Genomic DNA, 21,229 nt, shown 5'->3' on the forward strand with positions numbered 1-21,229 from the left:
CGACGGCGCTCTCGGTTCAGCGGCGCGCCAGTAGCCACGCCGCGCCGTCGGCCTCGCCGCCGGCAAGCACCCGCAGCGAAGCGAACGCCCGGCGCAACTCGCCGGGCCGCGCGCGAAACGGGCCGGGCGCCGCACCGACCTCACTGCACGCGCTGACCGCGAGCAGCCCGCCCGACGCCAGCCGGCCCACGATCGCCGCGTCGAGCCGGCGGTCGCGGAACCGGTGGCAGACGATCACATCGGCGGCGGGCCCGGCGGGCAGGCCGTCGTCGAGGTCGGCGGCCGCGAACCGGCAACGCTGCGCGACGCCGCACCGCTGCGCCAGCGCCGCCGCCCGTGCGATCGCCACCGGCGAAACGTCCACCCCGAGCACGGTGAGGCCGCGGCGGGCGAGCCAGACCGCGGCCAGCCCGTCACCGCACGCGAGGTCGAGCGCGACACCGGCCACCGGGAACTGCGCGGCGAACGGCCGGAACTCCGGCGGCAGCGCCACCGCGCCGACGGCCGGTGCCGGGCGGTCGGCATAGCGGGAGTCCCACCGCCGCCGATCCGCCTCCGACACACCAGCGAGCGTAGGTCGCCGACCACCACGCCGCAGTTTCCCGTCGGTGCAACGGTAGACCTTTAGACTCTCGCGCCATGGGTGTGCTGATCGGCTTCGCGCCGTGGATCGTCTACTGGGTTCTGGTCGGCAACGTGCCGTTCACCGCGGCGGTGGCGGTGGCGCTCGCGATGGCGGTGGCAGCGCTGGTGATCGGGCGGCGGCGGGGGGCGCCCGGCGCCATCCTGGAGATCGGCACCGTCGCAGTGTTCGCGGTGCTCACCGTGCTCACCCTGGTGGTCGGCCAGGATTTCCTGGAGCGCTGGCTGCAGCCGCTGGGCACCTTCGGGATCTTCCTCGTAGCGCTGGTGAGCCTGCTGGCCGGCAAGCCGTTCGTCCGCGAGTTCGCCGAGGCGGGCCAGCCCGCCGACATCGTGAAGACCGACGTCTTCGCCCGCATCGTCACCGTCCTCACCTGGGTGTGGGTGGCGGCGTTCGCCGGGATGACGGTCTCGGCGGCGATCCCCCCGATCGTGCAGGGCGACGCCACCCTGCTCGACACCCGCACGCCGCTGTCGGTCGGCTGTTACTGGGTGATCCCGTACAGCCTGCTCGGCGTCGCCGCGCTGCTGTCGCGGATCCTGCCGGACCGGATGACCGCGGGGCTGGGCGACGCCGTGCGCAACACCACCTTCGTCGCCTTCGCGGAAGCGGAGATCGACCAGCTCTATTACCTGGCGCAGCAGCATGCCGATCGTGAAGTCGGCCCGGGCAAAGAGGCCTACGACGTCAAGGTCGGTGGCAAAGGGACGCCGCTGGTGGGAGACGAGACCCGGCTGTCGTGGCCTTCGACGTACCGGGTGCGCGACAAGCGGCGCTGACCTCGCAGCGATCGCCGAACGTCCGCCGCGGCGCGGTACGGTGATAAGGAGCGGCCGCCTCCAGCACTGACCGCCCGGACTCCGCCGCTGCCACACCTCGGTTGGTTCGTCGAAGGGACTCGGGTGCCTGTTGGCGATGGTGACGGCCGGTCGGCCGGCAACCACTTGTTCGGCGCCGATCCCGAGGTCGGCCGCGATCTGGCGGCGGTAGACTGGTCGGCCACGCCGCTCGGCCCGCCGGACACCTGGCCGCAGAGCCTGCAGACCGCGGTGAGCATCCTGCTGTCGTCGCGGTTCTCGATGTGGATGGCGTGGGGTCCCGAGCTCACCTTCTTCTGCAACGCGGCGTACCGGCGAGACACCCTGGGCAGCAAATATCCCTGGGCGCTGGGCCGGCCCGCCAGCGACGTGTGGGCGGAGATCTGGGACGACATCGGCCCGCGGATCGACCGCGTGCTGTCGACGGGCGAGGCCACCTGGGACGCCGGGTTGCGGCTGTTCCTGCGGCGGTCCGGCTACACCGAGGAGACCTACCACACCTTCTCCTACAGCCCGCTGCACGACGACGACGGCCGGGTGGTCGGCATGTTGTGCGTGGTCAGCGAGGTCACCGAACAGGTGATCAGCGAGCGGCGGCTGGCGACGCTGCGCGACCTGGGGTCCGATCCCAGCGTGTTGCCGTCGGAGCGGCAGCTGCTCGCCGCCGCCGCGGACCAGCTCGGGCGCAACCTGCGCGACCTGCCGTTCACCCTGACCTACCTCTACGACGACGCCGGGGTCGCGCGGCTGGCCGCCGCGTCCGGGATCGCCGCGGGCCACCGGCTCGCGCCCGCGACGCTGCCCGCCGAGGATCCGATCTGGCCGGTCGGCGTCGAGGTCGGCGGCACGCTGGTCGACCTGAGCGCGGAGCGCTTCGCCGGCGCGCCCACCGGCGACTGGCCGGACCCGCCGCTGCAGGCGCTGGTGATCCCGCTGGTGCAGCAGGGCGCCGACTCCTACGGGTTCTTCGTCGCGGCGCTCAACTGCTACCGGCCGTTCGACGAGAGCTACCGCGGCTTCGTCGAACTCGTGGCCGGCCACCTCGCCGCCGAGATCGGCAGCGCCCGCAGCTACCGGGCGCAGCAGCGCCGCGCGGAGGAGCTCGCCGAGCTCGACCGCGCCAAGACGGCGTTCTTCTCCAACATCAGCCACGAGTTCCGCACGCCGCTGACGCTGATCCTCGGCCCGGTGTCCGAACTGCGGACGCGGGTCGCCGACGACGGCGACCGCGACGAGCTGGAGGTGGTGCACCGCAACGCGCTGCGGCTGTCGAAGCTCGTCAACACGCTGCTCGACTTCTCGCGCATCGAGGCCGGCCGGATGCAGGCCCACTACCGCCCGGTGGACCTGGCGGCGGTCACCGGCGACCTCGCGAGCGTGTTCCGGTCGGCCGCCGACCGCGCCGGGCTGCAGCTCGTCGTCGACTGCGCGCCCCTGGACGAACCGGTGTACATCGACCAGGACATGTGGGAGAAGGTGATCCTCAACCTGGTCTCGAACGCGCTCAAGTTCACGTTCGAGGGGTCGATCACCGTCCGCGTGCAGCGCGAGGGCCGGCACGCCCTCGTCACCGTCGCCGACACCGGGGTCGGGGTGCCCGCCGCCGAGATGCCGCGGCTGTTCGAACGGTTCCACCGCATCGAGAACGCCCGCTCGCGCTCGAACGAGGGCAGCGGCATCGGGCTGGCGCTGGTCAAGGAACTCGTCGGGCTGCACGGCGGCACCATCACCGCCGAGAGCACCGAAGCAAAGGGCACCACCTTCGCCATCCGGCTGCCGTTCGGCGCCGGCCACCTGCCCGCGGAGTTCGTCGCCGCCGCCGACACCCCGCGCGCGGCCTCCGCGGCCGCCGAGCCGTATCTGCAGGAAGCGCTGCGCTGGGTGCCCGGCGCCGACACCGGCGCGCCCAGCCCGGCCCCGCTCTCGGACGCCGCGGTGCGGCCCGTGTCGGTGGCGGGCCCGCCGCCGCGGGTGCTCGTCGCCGACGACAACGCCGACATGCGGGAATACCTGGTGCGGCTGCTGAGCAGCGCCGGCTACCTGGTCGACGCGGTGCAGGACGGCCGGCAGGCGCTGGAAGTGACGCGCGCCCAGCTGCCCGAGCTGGTGGTCAGCGACGTGATGATGCCGCAGCTCGACGGGCTGGGTCTGGTGGCTGCGCTGCGGGCGGATCCGCGGACCGCCGCCACGCCGGTGCTGCTGCTGTCGGCGCGCGCCGGGCAGGAGGCCGCGATCGAAGGCCTGCAGGCGGGCGCCGACGACTACCTGGTGAAGCCGTTCGCCGCCGCCGAGCTGCTGGCGCGGGTCCGGGTGAACGTCGAGCTCGCCCGGCTGCGCAACCACCACGCCCGGTGGCGCACCGCGCTGGTCGAGTCGCTGCAGGAGGCGTTCTTCGTCTGCGACGAGCACGGCGCCGTCATCGAGATCAACGCCGCGTTCACCGACATCCTCGGGTACGGGCCCGAAGGCCTGCCCTATCCGGCGGTGCAGCCATGGTGGCCGGACGCCGAGGCCGAACCGCAGGCCCACGAGGAAGTCGTCGCCGGATTCAGGCTGCTGCTCGAGCAACCACAGGGCACGTTCACCGTGCCGGTGACCCACCGCGACGGGCACCGGCTGTGGGTGACGGTCAGCTTCAACCACGCCGCCGATCCCGACACCGGCCGGCGCGTCACGGTCGGCACCTTGCGCGACGTCACGGCGGAGCACTACCGGGTGCAGCGCCAGACCACGCTGGCCGAACTGAACCACCTGCTCGCCCAGGCCGACACCGTCGAGGACGCGGTGCGCTCCACCGTCGCCGCACTGCGCCGGGTGTGGCAGGCCCGCCGGGTGCTGGCGGTCACGTTCCCGTCGCAGGGCGCCGCCACCGGTCCCGAGGTGGTCGTCGCGGGCGACCCCGTCGACTGGCCGGACCTGCCGGCGGCCGCCCGGCAGCGGATCGGCGCGCTGCGCGACGGCGACCTGCTGTCGGCCGACGTGGTCGACCGCAGCGCCGCCGCCATCGCCCTGCAGCACCCGCGCGGCGTGCTCGTGCTGTGGATCGAGCTGTCCCCGCAGCGCCCGTTCGGCCCGCCGGACCAGACGCTGCTCACGCTGCTCGCCGGTCGACTCGGTCAAGGCTTGCAGCGCGTCCACACGCTGGATCAGCAGCGGGAGACCGCGTTGGCGTTGCAGCACGCGATCCTCGGGCCGGCGCAGTTGCCCGGCGGGTTCGCGGCCCGATATCAGCCGGCGAGCCGCCCGCTGCAGGTCGGGGGCGACTGGTTCGACGTCGTGGACCTCGACGACGGCCGGATCGCGCTGATCGTCGGCGACTGCGTCGGCCACGGCCTGGCCGCCGCGACCGTCATGGGCCAGCTCCGCAGCGCGTGCCGGGCCCTGCTGCTCGAACAGCCGAGCCCGAGCGGGGCGCTGTCGGGGCTGGACCGGTTCGCCGCGCGGTTGCCCGGCGCGTCCTGCACGACCGCGTTCTGCGCGGTGATCGACACCGACACCGGCGAGCTGACCTATTCCAGCGCCGGTCATCCGCCGCCGATCCTGGTCGAGGCGGACCTGACCACGCGGACGCTGGAGGACGGGCGCGCCATCCCGCTGGGCATCCGCACCCACACCCAGCGGCCCGAGGCGCGGGTGACGATCCCGCCGCGCGCCACCCTGCTGCTCTACACCGACGGGCTCGTCGAACGCCGCCGGCAGTCGCTCGACCAGGGCATCGAACGCGCCGCCGGGCTGGTCCGCGAGGACCGGACGGCGTCGCTGGAGGAGTTGGCGAGCACCGTCATGGCCGGGCTGGAACCCGCCGGCGGCTACCAGGACGACGTCGCGCTGCTGCTCTACCGCCAGCCCGCGCCGCTGCAGATCGACTTCCCGCCGCACGTGCGCCACGTCGCCGCAACGCGCACGGCGCTGCGGCGGTGGCTGGCGCGGGCCGACGTCGACGCCGAACAGGTGCAGAGCGTGCTGATCGCGGCCGGGGAGGCGGTGGCCAACGCGATCGAGCACGGGCACCGGGACCGGCCCGACGGCGTCATCCGGCTGCGCGCGTCGGCCCACGCCGATCGACTGCAGGTCAGCGTGATCGACTCGGGCAGGTGGAAGCCGCGCCGGGACGTCCCCGACATCAGCCGCGGCCGAGGTCTGGACCTCATGCGCGCTTTGATGCACGACGTCACCATTGACACCGACGATTCCGGAACCACCGTCCACCTGTTCGCGAGGATCACCGGATGACAACGCCTCTCACCATCGGCACGGACCGTCGCGACGACGGCACCGTCGCCGTCGTCGCGAGCGGCGAGATCGACATGAGCAACGTCGCGGAGTTCGCCCGAGCGCTCACCGAGGCCATCGGCGCCGGCGACCAGCGACCGGTCACGGTGGATCTGACGGCGGTCGAATACCTCGACAGCGGAGCCATCAACACGCTGTTCTCCTCGGCCGAGGACATCCGGGTGATCGCCAACCCGCTGCTGATCCCGGTGCTCACCATCAGCCGGCTGACAGAGCTGGTGTCGGTCGAGCCGCCGCCGGAGCGCCCGGACGCTTAGCCGTCCGCCCGGTGGGACGGCAGTGCGCCGTCGGCGATCAGCGCCGCCAGCGCCCGCCGACTGAATTTGCCGCTCGGCAAGGTCGGCAGCCGGTCGCTCGTGGTCACCACCCAGCGGGTCGGCACCTTGTACGACGAGAGCTCGCGGCGGGCGTGGGCGGCGATCCGAGCCAGGTCGGCGTCCGGGCCCGCCGGCACGACGACGGCGCACACCTCCTCGCCGCGGCGCGGGTCCTCGACGCCGACCACCAGGCACTGCGCCACCTCGGGCAGCGCCTCGATCACCGCCTCGACCTCCAGCGGGGAGACGTTGGCGCCCGCCGTCTTGATGAGTTCGCTGGTGCGCCCGACGTAGAACAGCCGCGGGTCGCCGGCGCGGCGGTACACCCGGTCGCCGGTGTGGTACCAGCCGTCGGCGTCGAAGGTCTCGGACCGTTCGCGCTTGTTGTAGCCCGCCATCACGCCCACCCCGCGGACCAGCAGCTCGCCGACCGTGCCGTCGGGGACCGGGCCACCGTGCCCGTCGACGATCGCGATCTCGGTGTGAGCGAACCCGCCGGCGGTCTCGGTCATCGTGCGGTGCACCGGATAGCCGTCGGGGACGTCGATCATCGCGATGTCCAGCGGGCCGTCGCGCAACAGCGGCGCGCAGCTCAGGTCCCGCGCGGCGAAGCTGGGGTGCTCGCGCAGCCGCTGCGTGAACGCCGGCCAGCCGACCAGACCGGTGGCCCGTTCGCGCTCGAGCAGGTCGAGCGCCGCACCGGGTTCGAGCCGCGGCAGCGTCAGCACCGTCGCCCGGTCGTGCAGGGCGCCCGTCGCGGCCAGCAGTCCGCCGATCCAGAAGAACGGCATCGCGCAGAGCACCCGCACGTCGCCGTCGACGCCGGTCACGGCGCGGATGGCGGCCGGCCACGTCGACGTCTGCCGCACCAGCGTGCCGTGCGTGTGCAGCACGCCCTTCGGGTCGGCGGTGGATCCCGAGGTGTGCACCATGACGGCCAGATCGGCCGGGAACACCTGCGCCTCGGCGGCGGCCAGCAGGTCGGCGGATACGCCCGGTTCGCCGGCGGCGGCAAACGGCGTGGCCCAGCCCCGGTCGGTTTTCCCGGCGATCACCACCTCGCGCAGGAACGGCGCGTCGGGCAGGGCCAGTCGGCCGGCGGGCTGCGCGGCGAGGCCCGGGAGCGCCGCCTCGAACCGCTCACCGACGTCGATGCGCACCACCCGCTCGGGCGCGATGAGCAGCCCCACGTCGGCGAGCCGCAGCACCTTGGCGATCTCAGCGGGGGCGTAGAGCGTGCTCAGCGGCACTGCGACGGCACCGATCCGCGACACCGCCAGCCACCACAGGATCCAGTCGACGTCGTTGGCGAAGAACAGTCCGACCCGGGCCGCCTTGCCCACCCCGCGACCGAGCAGCCAGCGCGCCCGCCGTGCCGAGAGCCGCTCCGCCTCGACGTAGCTGAGCCGGGCCGTGGGCGTCACCACGTACGGGTGGTCGCCGAACCGCGCGGCGGCGTGCGCGAGGAGGGCCGCAACGGTGGCGCGCGGAGCTGTCACGCCTGCGATCCTCGCCGAGCGCTCCCCGCGGCCCGGTCGCGGGTCCGCCGTGGCCACCCGGCGCGGCCCTATGATGTCGGCGAGGATCGCTCAATGTGGGGGAGTGCACCGTGTCCGAACCGGGCGACGAGACGTCAGGCAAGCAGCCACCGGACGACGAGACGTCAGGCGAGCAGGCACCGGGCGACCAGACGCCGGAGGAGCGGGGCGACCAGACGCCGGAGGAGCGGGGCGACCAGACGCCGGAGGAGCCGGCGGCCGCGGAGCGCGCCACCGCCCGCAGCGGCCGCGGCACCATCCGCTGGCAGGACGCGGCCGACACCCGGCCCCGACAGCCCACGGTCGCCGAGGCGCGGCACCGGGAGAAGGTCCGCAAGGCCCGTGAGGCCGCCGAGCGGTTCGCCGAGGTGCAGGAACGGCAGCGCGCGCAGCAGGCGGCCACCCGGCGCAAGGTGCTGATGGGCTCGGTCGCGGTCGTCGGCCTGGTGGGCGTCGTCGCCCTCGGCTACCAGCTGCTCAAGGACGACGACGAGGTGTCCGCGACGTGCGTCAAGGACGGCACCAACGAGGTGGTGCCCGACAGCTACTGCGCCAGCGGCTCCCCGGGCATGGGCGGGTTGTTCATCTTCGCCGGTTCGCCGTACCGCTACTACTACGGCGGCTCCAACGGCGGCATCGGCTCCGTCGCCCGCAACGGCACCCTGGAGCTGCCGAAGGGCACGTCGGCCAAGACGAAGTCCGGGTCGTCGATCACCCGCGGCGGCTTCGGCTCCAGCAGCGCCGGCACCAGCTCGGGCAGCTGAGTGAGGCGCCAACGCCACGCGCCGCGGCGCGGCTGGGAGCAGATCGTCGCCGGGCAGGGCATGTGCTTCGGGACGCCGGCGCGTGACGCCAGCGGCGCCGAACGCCCCTATTGGGACGAGTCGGTGCACTACGTGTTCGACATGGACGAGGTGCTGTCGCTCGAGGCGTCGGTCGAGGTGCTGCACTCCATGTGCCTCGACGCCGTCGAGCAGGTGGTGCTCACCGAGCGCTACCGCGACTTCGGGCTGCCCGAGTGGAGCTGGGAGCACATCGAGAAGTCTTGGCGCCGAAGCGATCCGCACGTCTACGGCCGGTTCGACCTGCGCTACGACGGCCGCCGCCCGCCGGTGCTGCTGGAGTACAACGCCGACACACCGACATCGCTGCTGGAGGCGGCGATCCTGCAGTGGCACTGGAAGACCGACGTCTTCCCGGCCGACGACCAGTGGAACTCGCTGCACGAGAAGCTGGTCGAGCGCTGGACCCACGTCAAAGGGTTGCTGCCCGGCGACGAGATGCACTTCGCGTGGTCGGCGGCCGACCCGACCGGCGAGGACAACGTCACGCTGGCCTACATCCAGGAGTGCGCCGCCGAGGCCGGCCTGAACACCGTCGGGCTGGCCATCGAGGACATCGGCTTCGACGAGGACCTGCGCCGGTTCGTCGACCTCGAAGAGGCGCCCATCGAGTCGCTGTTCAAGCTGTATCCGTGGGAGTGGGTGCTCGACGACGACTTCGGCCGGCGCGCGGTCGACTCGCTGCCCGAGACCATGTGGATCGAGCCGCTGTGGAAGGCGCTGCTCAGCAACAAGGCGATCTTGGCGGTGCTGTGGGAGATGCACCCGGGGCACCCGAACCTGCTGCCCGCCTACGTCGACGACCCCCATGAGCTGATCGACTACGTCCGCAAGCCCAAGCTCGGCCGGGAGGGTGCGAACATCACCATCGTCGGCGACGGCCACGAGGTGCGCACGGGCGGGGTGTACGGCGAGGAGGGCTACGTGTACCAGCTCTTCGACCCGTTGCCGCAATTCGACGACATGCGGCCCGTGCTCGGCGCCTGGATCGTCGGCGACGAGTCCGCGGGCCTCGGCATCCGCGAAACCTCGGGGCTCGTCACCGATGACGGCGCCGCCTTCGTGCCCCACCGCATCCCGCTGTGACCACCGACCGCGTGACGAAAGGAACCACATGACCGCAGTGGCGCTCGGCCCCGACTACTGGTCCGTCCTCGGCCACGGCGTGACCGCCATCGCGCTCTACGCCATCGTCGGGCTGGCGCTGATGGTGCTCGGGTTCTTCGTGCTGGACTGGACGACACCGGGTCCGCTGCGCACGCTGGTGCAGGCCGGCCGGCCCAACGCCGGCGCCATCGCGGCGTCGGGCGTGCTGTCGCTGTCGTTCGTGATCGTGCTGGCCATCTACAGCTCGTCCGGCGAACTCGTCGACGGCCTCATCAACACGCTGATCTTCGGCCTGCTCGGCATCGTCGTGCAGGCGGCGTCGGTGCGGATCGTCGAACTGGTCACCGGCATCGACATCGGGCCCGTGCTCGCCGCCGAGCGGTACACCCCGGAGGCGCTCGTCGTCGTCGCGGGCCACTTCGCGGTGGGCCTCATCGTGGCAGCCGCCATCCTCTGACGCGGTTTCCGGCCGGTCGCGCTCGGGTAGCCGAACCGCACCAGCCAAGGAGGACGCATGACCGCACCGGAATCGCCGGCCCCCGACAGTGACGAAGGCACCTCGATCGAGGACGCGCCAACCGCCAACCCCGGGTATTCGACGCCGCCGCCGGAAGGTCTGCACCACGGCGAGGACGGCGAGTAGCGCGCTACACCGTCCAGCCCGTCTCCGGCGGCCAGCTCTCGACGTCGTCGCCGCCGCGGCGCAGCCGCACCGAGTCGTAGCCGCGTTCGGCGGCCGCGGCGGTCTCGTCGGCGTACACGCGCCGCGCTTCGGCCTCCGTACCGCTGACGAGCGTCGTCTCCGCCGCGCCGTCGGCGGGGTTCCCCGGATCGTTGCGCCGGGCGACGACGACCTGCCAGCTGTGCTCGCTCATCCCCGTGGCCTTCCCCGTCCGAGCAGCAACCAATCGACATCCGGAATCCGGCGGGGGTCTCCGGCGTTGCGAAACAGGTGTCCGTGACGCTCGACAGCGACAGCTCCGCCCGCCGCGCGCCGGTCGAGCTCGCCCACCGGCTCCTCGACGTCAAGCGCATCTACCACGAGCCCGACATCGAGCGGTTCCCCCGCGCGGTCGAGGTGCTGCAGCGGTTCCCGGACGCCGAGCGCATCCGCGTGCTCTCGCATCAGGCCATCCCCGGCCTGTACGGCAACGAGGGCAACGTCGAGGACTGGGTGCGCATCAAGCGCGAAACCCTGGTGCTCGGCGAGAAGAGGAGCCTGTCGGCGCGCCGCAACGAACGCAGCAGCGACTGGATCGCGCCCTCGACGGCGAACGGCTGCGCCATGGCGTGCTCCTACTGCTATGTGCCGCGGCGCAAGGGCTACGCCAACCCGATCACGGTGTTCGCCAACATCGAGAAGATCACCGGCTACCTGGAGCGGCACGCGGCCCGGCAGGGCGTGAAGCCCGAGCCGAACCAGTGCGATCCGGTGGACTGGGTCTACGACATCGGCGAGAACAGCGACTGCTCGGCGGACGCGCTGGTCTCCGACAACGTCCGCGACCTGGTGGCCTTGTTCGCGCGGATCCCCAACGCGAAGGCGAGCTTCGCCACCAAGCTGGTCAACCCGGCGCTGCTGGATTTCGACCCGCAGGGCGGCACCCGCGTGCGGTTCAGCCTCATGCCCGCCGAGACGTCGAAGGTCGTCGACGTGCGCACCTCGAAGATCGCTGACCGCATCGCCGCGCTCGACGACTTCGTCGCCGCCGGCTACGAGGTGCACCTCAACTTCAGCCCGGTCGTCGTGCACGAGCACTGGCTCGCCGACTGGGCCGAGCTGCTGCACCAGATCGCCGACGGCACGAACGATCGCACGAAGGCGCAGCTCGCCGCGGAGATCATCTTCCTCACCCACAACGAGGGCCTGCACGAGGTGAACATGGGCTGGCACCCGACGGGCGAGGAGCTGCTGTGGCGGCCCGACCTGCAGCAGCTCAAGCGCAGCCAGAACGGCCAGTGGAACGTCCGCTACAAGACCGCGTGGAAGGGCCGGTGGGTCTCGCAGCTCACCGAGCTGATCGCCCAGGTGCTGCCCACCTGCCGTATCCGCTACGCGTTCTGACGCCCGTGCGCGCCGTGACCCCGCAGACGCTCGGCGCGTGGGTGATCAAGTGCAATCCGGCGGTCACCGATATCGCGCCGATGCTGGCGGCCGGCGCGGCGAAGCCGTGGTGGTGCGTCGCCGACAACTACCGCTCGCGGCTCCTCGCGGACGGTCAGCGGGTGCTGTTCTGGGTGTCGGGGTGCCGGCGCGGCATCTGGGGCGCGGGCCGCGTCACCGGCGTAGCAGTCCCCGGGGACGACGGCCGCCTGCATGTGCCGACCGCGATCGCGCTGTTCGACGAACCGGTGCCGGCCGCCGCGCTGCTCACCGTGCCGGGGCTCGGTGCGCTGGAGGTATTCCGGTCGCCGCAGCAGGCCAACCCGTCGTGGGTCGACGTCGCGGCGCTGGAGTTGCTGCGCCCGCTGCTGCCGCCCGGCGCGTGGGCGCAGCGTTAGACCGCGGCCAAGGTCTTCGCGTCCTCGGCGGCGAAGTCGTCCTCAAGCTGCAGCGGCTCGTGGTCGACGTCGATCTCGCCGAGCGGGCGGCCCCGCGCGCTGCCGATGGTGCCGAAGCGGCGCATGCCCTTCTCGGTGGCGTACTGCGCGAACTCGTCCTTCTCCAGGTTGAAGGGCGCCACGTCGTAGAGGGCGAAACCCTCCTCGGTGTTGCGCAGCACCAGCGGGATGAGCTCGTTCATCCGCGACTCGAAGACGCCCCAGTTGGCGTCGTCGGCGGCGACGTGGCGGCGGCAGGTGAACGTCCCCCACGCCATGTGACGGCGTTCGTCGTCACCGATGCGGCGCACCAGCTCCTGCATGCCGGGCAGGATGCCGCGGGTGGTGCAGATCTTCTGCCAGGCGTAGTAGCCGGTGAGCGCCATCATCCCCTCGATGACGTGGTTGTAGGTCACCGAGGCACGCACCTGCGCGGCGGGCGACGGGTCGGCGTTCAGCGCGTCGAGCGAGGCGGGCAGCTCGTCGTAGAAGATGGTGCGGTAGGCGTTCAGGTCGTCGAGGTAGCTCTGCAGGTCACCGGTCATCCCGACGGCGTCGAGCCACAGCCGGAACACCTGCGTGTGCTTGGCCTCCTCGAACGCGAACTGCGTCAGGTACATCTCGTCGCCGAGGCGGCCCTCGGCGCGCATGGCCGCCAGGAACGGCTGGATGTCCTGGGTGACGGCTTCCTCGCCGGCGATGAACTGCGCGCACAGCCGGGTGGCCCACTCACGTTCGAGTTCGGTGAGGGTCTCCCAGTCGGCGCGATCGCGGCTGAAGTCGATGTCGGCCGGATCCCAGAACTTGGCGTTGCCGCCGGCGAACAGCCGCAGCGGCAGGCTGTCCCAGTTCAGGCCGCCGGCGGCCAGGGAGTTGGTGCGGGTGCGGGTCATGGAAATCGACCTCCGGGTTGTGCAGGGAGGCGGTGTGGCCGTCGACGCGGGAGCCGGCGGAGCCAGGCCGTCCGGTACCGCTCGATCGTAGGCACGCGGCGTTCGCCGGGTCAGGCTTTTCCTACAGGTACGGGTCGGCCCAGGCGCTGATGATGCGGGCGGCCCGCGCGGCCTGGTGCTTACCGGTCAGCAGGTGGTCGGCGCCCTCCAGCGAGATGAAGCTGCGCGGGTGGCGCGCGGCCCGGAAGATCTCGCTGGCGTTGTCGATGCCGACGGTGTTGTCGGTGGGGGAGTGCATGACCAGCAGGGCCCGGTGCAGCGTCTGGATGCGCTCCTTCAGGTCGGCGGCGCGGACGTCGTCGACGAAGTGTTTGCGCAGCGTGAGCGCCTTGCCGCCGATCTTCAGCGGCGCCTCACCCTCTTCCTCGATGCGGTCCATCAGCGCGTCGTAGGCGTGCTCGACGTGCGCGGGATCGTAGGGCGCGCCGATGCACACCACGGCTTTCACCGACTCGCACTCGTGGGCGGCCGCGAGCACCGCCGAGCCGCCGAACGAGTGGCCGACCAGCAGCCGCACCTCGCGGCCTTCCCCGTTCATGAACTCGACGGCGCGCACGGTGTCGGCGACCTTGTGCGAGAACGAGCCGTCACCCCAATCGCCCTCGGAATCGCCGAGGCCCAAATTGTCGAAGCGGAGCATGCCGATGCCCTCGCGCGCCAGCCGCTTGCAGATCCGGTTGGCGGCCGGCGAGTCCTTCCCGAGGGTGAAGCCGTGCGCGAAGACGCCCCAGCCGCGCACCGGGTCGGCGGGCAGGTCGACGACCCCGGCCAGCATCGGACCGGTGGTACTCGGGAAGCGAACACGCTCGGCCACCGCGACATCCTGTCATCCCCGTCACCGAGCCCCCCGTGTCACCCAGCCCCGCGTCACCTTGCCCCGCGAGCGTGCGTGTCTGCACGCCGACACGCCGCGCGGGCCGTGTCGTCAGCGCACGCTCACCGGCCACGAGGACCGCAGCTGTGCTCGCCGGGTCAGGCCGACGCCAGCCGGCGTTTGGCGCGGGCCTTGAGGTCCGCCGACAGCGCCTCGGCCACCAAGAGCTCCGGCAGGCGTCGCGGCTCGGTCATGCGGGCGTGGAACGCGAAGCCGACGGTGATGCCGTGGCCGGGCCGGTCCTCGACGACGATTCGGTCGCCGGCCCGCACGCGCCCCGGCGTCAGCACCCGCAGGTAGGCGCCTGGCACCCCGGCCTTGGTGAAGGTCTTGATCCAGCCGTCGATCCCGAGGAACGCCGTGAAGGTCCGGCAGGGCGTGCGCGGCGCGGTCACCTCGAGCAGCAGCCCGTCGTCGCCCACGCGCCACCGCTCACCGATCACCGCACCGGTCACGTCGACGCCCACGGTGGTGAAGTTCTCGCCGAACATCCCGCTGGTCAACGGGCGATCGAGCCGAGCCTCCCACGCGTCGAGATCCTCCCGCGCGTAGGCGTAGACCGCCTGGTCGTCGCCGCCGTGCAGCTTGCGGTTGCCGATCTCGTCGCCCACCAGACCGCTGCCCGCCCCCGGTGCGCGCACGGCCACCGCCTCGGCGACCGGCTGCTTGTCGATCCCGGTGATCCGCTTCGGGGCGTCGGGATTCACACGGACGCGCGCGACGTTGACAGCCAGCAGATGTGCCATTCGGCACAGCTTAGGCAGCGGCTGCCCGACTATGCTGGACTGTGCACTTGGCGTCGGGAGGTGGATGTGACACAAGCTGTGCCTGACGTCGCCACGCTCGAGTCGGTGCTCGACACCGCCGCTCGGGCGCCGTCGATCCGCAACGCGCAGCCGTGGCGCTGGCACGTCGGCCGCGACGGCATGAGCCTGCTGGCCGACTGGGAGCGCCGGCTGGGCGACACCGACGCCGACCGCCGCGACGTGATCCTGAGCTGCGGAGCCGTCATGCATCACTGCGTGGTGGCGCTCGCCGCAGCCGGCTGGCGCACCCGCATCCAGCGCTATCGGACGCCGCGGGACACCGGCGCCCTGGCGTTCATCGAGTTCATCGAGCGGCCGGCCCGCGCGGGCGCCGACGAGCTGGCGGCGGCGATCCCGGCGCGCCGGGCGGACCGGCGGCGATTCGAGACGTCGGCGCTGCCGGCCGCCACGTTGGAGCTGCTGTACATCCGCGCCGCCCGCATGGGAGTGCGGCTGGCGGTCGTGCCCGCCGAGCGGTGGGCGCGTCGCGGTGACGGCGAGGTGGTGCTGCGCTTCGCCGACGAATCCGCGCGCGACCATGACGACGACGCGGTGCTCCTGGCGTTCGCGACCGACAGCGACGACGCCGCCGCGCGCCTGCTCGCCGGCGAGGCGCTCAGCCACATCGCGCTCACGGCGACGGCGATGGGCTACGCGACGTGCCCGGTGACCGAACCGCTGGCCGGGACGCGGGAGCGGATGGCGCTGGCGTGCGAGGTGTTCGACGGCGAGGGCTTCCCGCAGACCCTGCTCCGCCTCGGGCGCGCGCCGGTGGACGGCGAGCCGCTCCCGCCGGTCGCGCGTCGTTCCGTCGCCGAGACCACCACCTGGGATCCCGCCGTCCGCTGATCACCCGGCGTCGGTGGGCGAGGCCAGCAGCTCGTCCAACACCACGGTCACCCGGAACCCGCAGAGCACCACGATGTGCATCAGGTACAGCCACAGCGCCAACGCGGTGACCGCGCCGACGATCGGCAGCCCGCCGAACGGCGCCGACCACGGGATCGGGATCGCCAGGAACAGCGCGAAACCCTGCAGGAATCCCGCCACCACCGAGCCGGTGCCGAAGGCCCCGACCAGCAGCGCCCGCCACCTCAGCCGGCCTGGGCCGATCAACCCGTACACGCCGACCAACGCCGCGCTGACCGTGACGAACACGACGTGGAAGGCCACCACCACGCCCCACACCAGCGACCAGCCACCGGCGGCGTAGAGCGGGCCGACGTACGGCGCCGCCAGCAGCACCACGAGCACCAGGAACGGTGCGACGACGGCGACGCCGAGCAGCCCGGCCCGACCGCGCCACCCGGTGAGCGTGTCGCGCGCGGGGCTCATCTGGATGAACGCCCGTCGCAACCCCTCGCCGTAGAGGCTGGCGGGGAACAGCACGACCAGCGCTTGGCCCCAGCTCATGCCGAGCGCCACCCGCGTGAGCGTGCGCAGCGCCTCGGGGGTGCCGTGACCGCCGGGCAGCCCGCCGATCCCGGCGTCCATCGCGGCGGTGACGGCGTCGGGTCCGGCGAGTCGGCTGACGGCCCACAGCGCGGCCAGCGCCAGCGGCACGATCCCGATGACGCCGAAGTAGGTGGCGCCCGCCGCCCACAGCGCGAGGTCGCTGCCGGGGAAGGTCGTGCGAACCCCGCTGGCCATTCGCCGCAACACACTCATCGTGATGTCCGTCCGTCCTGGCAGGCTGGCGGCATGATGTCTGAGCGGCCGGCCACCCCTGATCCCGCCGACGCGGCGTGGTCGTCGCTGCACGGCGGCGTGCAGCCGTCGCGGGTGGTGCGCGGCTGGCTGCGCCTGGTCCGGGCGCTCGCCGGCGGGCCGCTGCTGCGGGTGCCGCCCGACGCGCTGTCCGCGGCCGGGGTGGTGGCGCTGGCCGGCGCGTGGTGGTGCGCCGCGACGCCCGGCTGGGCGGCGCTCGCCGTTCCGCTGATCGTCGCGGCGGGAGTGCTCGACGGCCTCGACGGCGCCGTCGCGCTGCGGACCGGCCGGGCGCGCCCGCTGGGCGCCGTGGTCGACGCGGTGGCCGACCGGCTCGGCGATTCGCTGCTCGGCGCGGTGCTGCTGGCGCTCGGCGCGCCGCTGGGCTGGGTGGCCGCGGCGGTCCTGCTCGTCTTCGTGCACGAGTACCTGCGGGCGCGGGCGCAGTCGGTCGGCATGCCGGGTGTCGGTGCGGTGACCATCGCCGAGCGGCCGACGCGGCTGATCGTGGTGGGGCTGGCGGCCGCGGGCGAGGCGCTGTTCCCGGCGGGCCTGCCGCCGGTGGGCTGGAGCGGCGCCGCGACCATGGCGGTCACGTGGACGGCGATCGGGGTCGTCGGGCTCGGGCAGCTGATCGCCGGGGTGCGGCGCTCGATCCCGCCGCGGTTCCCGCCGGACCGATGAGGCCGGCGACGATCTCCGCCGACATCAGCACCAGCGGGATGCCGCCCCCGGGATGCGCTGAGCCACCCACCAGGTACAGCCCCGGCACCGGGCTGCGGTTCGCCGGCCGGCGCAGCGCGGCCCGCGGGCCGTGGGACGCGGTGCCGTAGATCGCCCCGCCGGGCGCCCCGGTGCGGCGCTGCAGGTCGGCGGGCGTCAGCGTCTCGACGAACCGGATACGGTCGGCGATGTCGACGCCGCGGGCGGCGAGCACGTCGAGCACCCGGCGGGTGTAGCGCTCGGCCAGCCCGGGCGCATCCCAGTCGACGCCGCGCCGCGGGTCGTGCACGGGCGCATTGACCAACACGAACCAGCCCTCCGAGGCGTCGTCGGGCCGCAGCGCCGGATCATCGGGGGCGTGGACGTAGACGGTCGGGTCGGGGACGGGACGGGGTCGCCGCCCGAAGATCGCGTCGAATTCGGCGTCGTAGTCGGCGGGGAAGAACACCCGGTGTGCGGGCCCGGGCCAGCGGCCGTCGAGGCCGAGCAGCAGCACGAAGCCCGCCATCGACGGTGGGATGCGGCGCAGCCGCCGCCGGGCCGCGGGGGCGACGCGGCCGGGGAGCAGCCGCGAGTACAGGATCGCCGCGTCGGCGTTGCACACCACCGCGTCCGCCGCCACCTCGCCGCCCGCCACCCGGACCCCCCGCGCGCGACCGCCGGTCACCAATACGTCGGAAACCGTTGTGCCGGTGCGGATTTCGACACCCAGCTCGTCGCAGCGCGCAGCGACAGCCTCGACGATGCGGCGCAGCCCGCCGGGCACCCACCAGGCGCCGAACTCCTGCTCGACGAACGCGGTCACCGCCAGCACCGCGGGCGTGCGGCGCGGGTCGGACCCGGAGTAGGTGGCGTACCGGTTCAGCCAGGTCCGCAGCCGCGGGTCGGGCAGCAGCCGGCGGCCCAGCCCGTCGAGCGTCCGCCACGGCGCCACCAGCCGCAGGTCTGCGGGTCGGGCGCTCATTCGTGCCAGCGCCGCACGCGACACCGGTCGGCGCAGCACCGGCTCGCCGACCAGCTCCCAGAGTCGCCGCGACCGGTCGTGCAGCCGCTGCCACGCGGCGCCGGCCCCGGCACCCAGCGCGTCGTCGAGCGCGGCCGGCACGGCCGCCGGGTCGTGCGGCATCAGCAGCTCGGTGCCGTCGCCGAAGCGGTAGGCGCACGCCGGGTCGACGGCCTCCAGCGGCAGCGCAGCCGGCCCGCCGGTGTCGGCGAACAACTGTCGTAGCACGTCCGGCACGGTCAGCAGCGACGGACCGGTGTCGAAGGTGAACCCGTCGCGCGCCAGCACGCCGAGCTTCCCGCCGACGGTCGGGGCGCTCTCGAACACGGTCACGCGGTGGCCGGCCGCCGCGAGCCGGGCGGCCGCCGCGAGCCCGCCGAGGCCCGCGCCGATCACCACCACCCGGCTCATACCGGCCGACCCTTCCACTGCAGCGTGCCGCGCCGCCGGCCGGCGAAGGACGACGCCAGCAGCTCCAGCAGCGCCAGCACCGACAGCGGGTGGGCCAGCGCCTCCCAGGCGAAACCTGAACCGCACCAGCGCGCCGCGACGAGCCGGCCGAGCACACCGGCGGCGTAGCCGACGGCGCCGGTCCGCGAGCCGGTGAGCGCCGCGGCGGCGGGCAACACGTAGACGACCGTCAGCGCCGTGGCGACGGCCACCGCCCCCGCGGGCGAGCCGAACGCCGCCCACAGCGACTTGCAGTACCCGTCGCGCAGCTCGCGCCCGCTGGCGTACATGCGGCAGACGGCCAGGGAAGAGCCGTCGGCGATGCCGGTGCGCCCGCCGGACGCCCGGACCGCGCGCGCCAGGAAGATGTCGTCGAGCACCGCGTCCGCCACCGCCGCCCATCCACCGGCACACGCCAACGCCTCGGCGGTGACGAGCAGGAATTGCCCGTTGGCGGCGGCCATCGACGGCCGGCCCGACCGCTCGGCGATCCGCAGCGGAAGCGTCGTCAACCACGACCAGGCGAGCAGCGGCTGCACGAGCCGGCCCGCCCAGCCCGCAGCGAGCTGACGCGGCCACGGCGAGAGCAGGTCGAGCGGTTGGGGCGTCCGCAGCATCGCCACGCCCGCCGCGACGGCGTCGGGGGAGAGCACCACGTCGGCGTCGACGAAGACCAGCACCTCGCCGCGCGCGGCCGCGGACAGCTGCGCGCACGCGTGCGGCTTCCCCAGCCAGCCGGGCGGCGGTTCGGCGCCGGTCAGCAGCCGCACGCGGACATCGCCGTTAGCGGTCCCGGTGACGACGTCGGCGGTGCCGTCGGTGGAGCGGTCGTCGAGCACGAGGATCTCGGCGTCGTCGAGCCCGCGCTGGTCCAGGAGCGACCGGATGGTCGGCCCGATGCGGTGGGCTTCGTTGCGGGCTGGCACCAGCACGGACACCGCGGCGGTCACCGGCGGCGGGGGCTGCGGGGGGCGGCGCAACAGCCGCCGGTTCACCGCGGCGTGGGCGGCTCCGGCGCACGCGAGCACCGAGCCGGTGGTCACGAGCCCGCGTAGAGTTTCGGGAAAACGCACTGCGGGCACCTGAAAACTCTACGAGCACGCGCTGCACCGGTCCGCAGGCACGTCGCCGTGCCGAACGTATAGCGGAGGTCCTCTGGTGGCGTTGGCTGTGCGTGAGGTGGCTGTGCGCACGGTTCGGCCGGTCTGGCTCTTGGTGGCCGCCGCGATCGGCGTGCAGATCGCCTACCCGCTGATGCCCGACGGGCTGCGCAGCGAGGTGACGGTCGCGAGCGTCGTGGTCTTCTTCGTCGCCGCGCTCGCCGACGTCACCCGGCTGCACGGCCGGATCGGCGCGCTCACCGTGATCGCGGTAGCCGGTGGTGGCGGCCTGCTCGCCGAAGCGGTCGGCGTGGCCACCGGCTGGCCGTTCGGTGCCTACAGCTACACCGGCACGCTCGGCCCGGAACTCGTCGGCGTCCCGATCGTCGTGCCGATGGCGTGGGCGATGATGGCGTGGCCCGCCCTGGTGGTCGCCCGCACGCTGGCGGTGCGTACGCCCGCCGTGGTCGCGGTCGGCGCCGCCGCCCTCACCGCGTGGGACGTGTTCCTCGACCCGCAGATGGTCGACGCCGGTCACTGGCGGTGGTTCGATCCGCAGCCGGCGCTGCCGCTGGTGCCGGGCATACCGCTGACCAACTTCGCCGGGTGGCTCTTGGTGTCCGCGCTGGTGATCGCACTGCTGCACCGCACGCTGCCCGACACCGGCCGACCGTCGGCGCCGGCCGCGGCGCTCTACCTGTGGGTGTACTTCTCGTCGGCGCTCGGCCACCTCGCGTTCTTCGGCCTGCCCGGTTCGGCGGTGGTGGGTGGCGTACTGATGGGCGCCGTCGCCGTCCCGTTCGCGGTGACGCTGTGGCGCCGCCGCAAACCTCAGCCCTGAGTGGGCCAGGCGTTCATCGACACGAACTCGGCGAGCGGACGCGCAGTCGCCCACTGCTCCAGCTCGAGCACGGGCCGGTCGGGAAAGTCGGGCACCGGTCCGAGGCACAGCACCGCCACCGGCGCTGCGCCCGGCGGAAAGCGAAGCAGTTCGGCCAGCGCGGCGGGGTCGAAGAGCGACACCCAGCCCATGCCGATGCCTTCGGCGCGGGCAGCGAGCCACATGTTCTGGATGGCGCACGCCACCGACGCCAGGTCCATGTGCGGCATGGTGCGGCGGCCGAAGACATGGCGCTCCCGGTCGTCACCGAGCGCCACCACCAGCAGCTCGGCGCACTCCCGGATGCCTTCGACCTTCAGCGCCAGGAACTCGCGATCACGCGGCCCGAGCGCTTCGGCCGTCAACAGCCGCTCGCGCTCCACGAGCGCGTGGATGCCGTCGCGCACGGCCGGATCGGTGATCCGGATGATGCGCCACGGCTGCATCAGCCCGACGCTGGGCGCGGCGTGCGCGGCGTGCAGCAGCCGCGCCAGCACGCCGTCCGGCAGCGCGGCGCCCGCGACGAAGGTCCGCATGTCGCGCCGCTGCGCGATGGCCCGGTACACCGCCCGGCGCTCAGTGTCGCTGAAGGCGTGCTCGGTCATCGCCGGCAGTCTAGGGACAGCCCTACACT

At 73.1% G+C, this 21,229-nt stretch carries 22 protein-coding genes; 12 read left to right on the forward strand and 10 right to left on the reverse strand.

What is annotated here, in order from left to right; genetic code table 11:
• Window positions 1–16 precede the first annotated feature (16 nt).
• Window positions 17–562 (reverse strand): bifunctional 2-polyprenyl-6-hydroxyphenol methylase/3-demethylubiquinol 3-O-methyltransferase UbiG, encoded by a 546-nt coding sequence (locus LV457_RS13495; RefSeq protein WP_232171688.1) that lies wholly within the window; start codon window positions 560–562, stop codon window positions 17–19.
• A gap of 77 nt (window positions 563–639) precedes the next feature.
• Here LV457_RS13495 and LV457_RS13500 point away from each other — a divergent pair, with 77 nt between their 5' ends.
• The 3 genes from LV457_RS13500 (at window position 640) to LV457_RS13510 (ending at window position 6,011) form a co-directional block, all read left to right on the forward strand.
• The gene (locus LV457_RS13500; RefSeq protein ID WP_232171689.1) at window positions 640–1,422 is read left to right on the forward strand and encodes a hypothetical protein; all 783 of its coding nucleotides are present in this window, start codon (window positions 640–642) and stop codon (window positions 1,420–1,422) included.
• Window positions 1,423–1,545: 123 nt separating this feature from the next.
• The gene (locus tag LV457_RS13505; protein WP_232171690.1) at window positions 1,546–5,694 is read left to right on the forward strand and encodes a SpoIIE family protein phosphatase; all 4,149 of its coding nucleotides are present in this window, start codon (window positions 1,546–1,548) and stop codon (window positions 5,692–5,694) included.
• Window positions 5,691–6,011, forward strand: a complete 321-nt coding sequence (locus tag LV457_RS13510) for an STAS domain-containing protein (protein WP_232171691.1) — start codon at window positions 5,691–5,693, stop codon at window positions 6,009–6,011. Before LV457_RS13505 ends, LV457_RS13510 begins: the two co-directional genes overlap by 4 nt.
• On the opposite strand, the gene LV457_RS13515 is transcribed toward LV457_RS13510, so the two are convergent.
• Window positions 6,008–7,570: a class I adenylate-forming enzyme family protein gene (locus tag LV457_RS13515; RefSeq protein ID WP_232171692.1), complete on the reverse strand. Its 1,563-nt coding sequence runs from the start codon at window positions 7,568–7,570 to the stop codon at window positions 6,008–6,010. The genes LV457_RS13510 and LV457_RS13515 overlap by 4 nt on opposite strands.
• Window positions 7,571–7,866: 296 nt before the next feature.
• Between LV457_RS13515 and LV457_RS13520 the strand changes: the two genes are divergently transcribed.
• Genes LV457_RS13520 through LV457_RS20105 form a run of 4 tightly spaced genes read left to right on the forward strand, consistent with a single transcriptional unit; the run spans window position 7,867 to window position 10,201 of the window.
• On the forward strand, window positions 7,867–8,373 hold the full coding sequence (locus LV457_RS13520; protein WP_374198851.1) for a hypothetical protein: 507 nt from the start codon (window positions 7,867–7,869) through the stop codon (window positions 8,371–8,373).
• Window positions 8,374–9,537 carry a glutathionylspermidine synthase family protein gene (locus tag LV457_RS13525; protein ID WP_232171694.1) on the forward strand — a complete coding sequence of 388 codons (1,164 nt, stop codon included), beginning with the start codon at window positions 8,374–8,376 and terminating at the stop codon, window positions 9,535–9,537.
• A gap of 28 nt (window positions 9,538–9,565) precedes the next feature.
• A complete protein-coding gene (locus LV457_RS13530) occupies window positions 9,566–10,015 on the forward strand; it encodes a DUF350 domain-containing protein (protein WP_232171695.1) in 450 nt (149 codons plus the stop codon).
• Window positions 10,016–10,072: 57 nt separating this feature from the next.
• Window positions 10,073–10,201, forward strand: coding sequence for a hypothetical protein (locus LV457_RS20105; protein WP_255701668.1), 129 nt, complete (start codon window positions 10,073–10,075; stop codon window positions 10,199–10,201).
• A 4-nt stretch (window positions 10,202–10,205) separates the two neighbouring features.
• Here the strand turns inward: LV457_RS20105 and LV457_RS13535 are convergent, their stop codons facing one another.
• The gene (locus LV457_RS13535; protein ID WP_232171696.1) at window positions 10,206–10,433 is read right to left on the reverse strand and encodes a hypothetical protein; all 228 of its coding nucleotides are present in this window, start codon (window positions 10,431–10,433) and stop codon (window positions 10,206–10,208) included.
• 83 nt (window positions 10,434–10,516) lie between these two features.
• On the opposite strand from LV457_RS13535, the gene LV457_RS13540 reads away from it, so the two are divergent.
• Window positions 10,517–11,623, forward strand: coding sequence for a spore photoproduct lyase family protein (locus tag LV457_RS13540; protein WP_232171697.1), 1,107 nt, complete (start codon window positions 10,517–10,519; stop codon window positions 11,621–11,623).
• A gap of 5 nt (window positions 11,624–11,628) precedes the next feature.
• Window positions 11,629–12,060, forward strand: coding sequence for an EVE domain-containing protein (locus LV457_RS13545; protein ID WP_232171698.1), 432 nt, complete (start codon window positions 11,629–11,631; stop codon window positions 12,058–12,060).
• On the opposite strand, the gene LV457_RS13550 is transcribed toward LV457_RS13545, so the two are convergent.
• From LV457_RS13550 to LV457_RS13560, 3 genes are all read right to left on the reverse strand, one after another.
• On the reverse strand, window positions 12,057–12,998 hold the full coding sequence (locus LV457_RS13550; protein ID WP_308192200.1) for a R2-like ligand-binding oxidase: 942 nt from the start codon (window positions 12,996–12,998) through the stop codon (window positions 12,057–12,059). The genes LV457_RS13545 and LV457_RS13550 overlap by 4 nt on opposite strands.
• Before the next feature lie 115 nt (window positions 12,999–13,113).
• Window positions 13,114–13,866, reverse strand: coding sequence for a S9 family peptidase (locus LV457_RS13555; RefSeq protein WP_232171701.1), 753 nt, complete (start codon window positions 13,864–13,866; stop codon window positions 13,114–13,116).
• A gap of 158 nt (window positions 13,867–14,024) precedes the next feature.
• A complete protein-coding gene (locus tag LV457_RS13560) occupies window positions 14,025–14,672 on the reverse strand; it encodes an MOSC domain-containing protein (RefSeq protein WP_232171702.1) in 648 nt (215 codons plus the stop codon).
• A 66-nt stretch (window positions 14,673–14,738) separates the two neighbouring features.
• Here LV457_RS13560 and LV457_RS13565 point away from each other — a divergent pair, with 66 nt between their 5' ends.
• On the forward strand, window positions 14,739–15,581 hold the full coding sequence (locus LV457_RS13565) for a nitroreductase (RefSeq protein WP_232171704.1): 843 nt from the start codon (window positions 14,739–14,741) through the stop codon (window positions 15,579–15,581).
• On the opposite strand, the gene LV457_RS13570 is transcribed toward LV457_RS13565, so the two are convergent.
• Entirely contained in the window at window positions 15,582–16,400 is an 819-nt protein-coding gene (locus LV457_RS13570) for a YihY/virulence factor BrkB family protein (RefSeq protein WP_232171705.1), read from the reverse strand.
• Between the two features lie 33 nt (window positions 16,401–16,433).
• Here LV457_RS13570 and LV457_RS13575 point away from each other — a divergent pair, with 33 nt between their 5' ends.
• Window positions 16,434–17,123, forward strand: a complete 690-nt coding sequence (locus LV457_RS13575) for a CDP-alcohol phosphatidyltransferase family protein (protein ID WP_232171707.1) — start codon at window positions 16,434–16,436, stop codon at window positions 17,121–17,123.
• On the opposite strand, the gene LV457_RS13580 is transcribed toward LV457_RS13575, so the two are convergent.
• The gene (locus LV457_RS13580; RefSeq protein ID WP_232171709.1) at window positions 17,032–18,576 is read right to left on the reverse strand and encodes an NAD(P)/FAD-dependent oxidoreductase; all 1,545 of its coding nucleotides are present in this window, start codon (window positions 18,574–18,576) and stop codon (window positions 17,032–17,034) included. The two genes, LV457_RS13575 and LV457_RS13580, sit on opposite strands and share 92 nt — an antisense overlap.
• Window positions 18,573–19,697: a glycosyltransferase family 2 protein gene (locus LV457_RS13585; protein ID WP_232171711.1), complete on the reverse strand. Its 1,125-nt coding sequence runs from the start codon at window positions 19,695–19,697 to the stop codon at window positions 18,573–18,575. Before LV457_RS13585 ends, LV457_RS13580 begins: the two co-directional genes overlap by 4 nt.
• A gap of 76 nt (window positions 19,698–19,773) precedes the next feature.
• On the opposite strand from LV457_RS13585, the gene LV457_RS13590 reads away from it, so the two are divergent.
• Entirely contained in the window at window positions 19,774–20,556 is a 783-nt protein-coding gene (locus LV457_RS13590; protein WP_232171713.1) for a carotenoid biosynthesis protein, read from the forward strand.
• On the opposite strand, the gene bluB is transcribed toward LV457_RS13590, so the two are convergent.
• Window positions 20,547–21,200, reverse strand: a complete 654-nt coding sequence (gene bluB, locus LV457_RS13595) for a 5,6-dimethylbenzimidazole synthase (protein ID WP_232171715.1) — start codon at window positions 21,198–21,200, stop codon at window positions 20,547–20,549. The genes LV457_RS13590 and bluB overlap by 10 nt on opposite strands.
• Between the last annotated feature and the right edge of the window lie 29 nt (window positions 21,201–21,229).

Origin of the sequence: Mycobacterium sp. MYCO198283 (genome assembly GCF_021213805.1) — a bacterium.
GTDB lineage: Bacteria > Actinomycetota > Actinomycetes > Mycobacteriales > Mycobacteriaceae > Mycobacterium.

Bases quoted from the DNA above. Each gene is read 5' to 3' on its own strand.
- LV457_RS13500 (WP_232171689.1), top strand. From the start codon at position 640: ATGGGTGTGCTGATCGGCTTCGCGCCGTGGATCGTCTACTGGGTTCTG.
- LV457_RS13510 (WP_232171691.1), top strand. From the start codon at position 5,691: ATGACAACGCCTCTCACCATCGGCACGGACCGTCGCGACGACGGCACC.
- LV457_RS13530 (WP_232171695.1), top strand. From the start codon at position 9,566: ATGACCGCAGTGGCGCTCGGCCCCGACTACTGGTCCGTCCTCGGCCAC.
- LV457_RS20105 (WP_255701668.1), top strand. From the start codon at position 10,073: ATGACCGCACCGGAATCGCCGGCCCCCGACAGTGACGAAGGCACCTCG.
- LV457_RS13535 (WP_232171696.1), bottom strand. From the start codon at position 10,433: ATGAGCGAGCACAGCTGGCAGGTCGTCGTCGCCCGGCGCAACGATCCG.
- LV457_RS13560 (WP_232171702.1), bottom strand. From the start codon at position 14,672: ATGGCACATCTGCTGGCTGTCAACGTCGCGCGCGTCCGTGTGAATCCC.
- LV457_RS13570 (WP_232171705.1), bottom strand. From the start codon at position 16,400: ATGAGTGTGTTGCGGCGAATGGCCAGCGGGGTTCGCACGACCTTCCCC.
- LV457_RS13575 (WP_232171707.1), top strand. From the start codon at position 16,434: ATGATGTCTGAGCGGCCGGCCACCCCTGATCCCGCCGACGCGGCGTGG.
- LV457_RS13580 (WP_232171709.1), bottom strand. From the start codon at position 18,576: ATGAGCCGGGTGGTGGTGATCGGCGCGGGCCTCGGCGGGCTCGCGGCG.
- bluB (WP_232171715.1), bottom strand. From the start codon at position 21,200: ATGACCGAGCACGCCTTCAGCGACACTGAGCGCCGGGCGGTGTACCGG.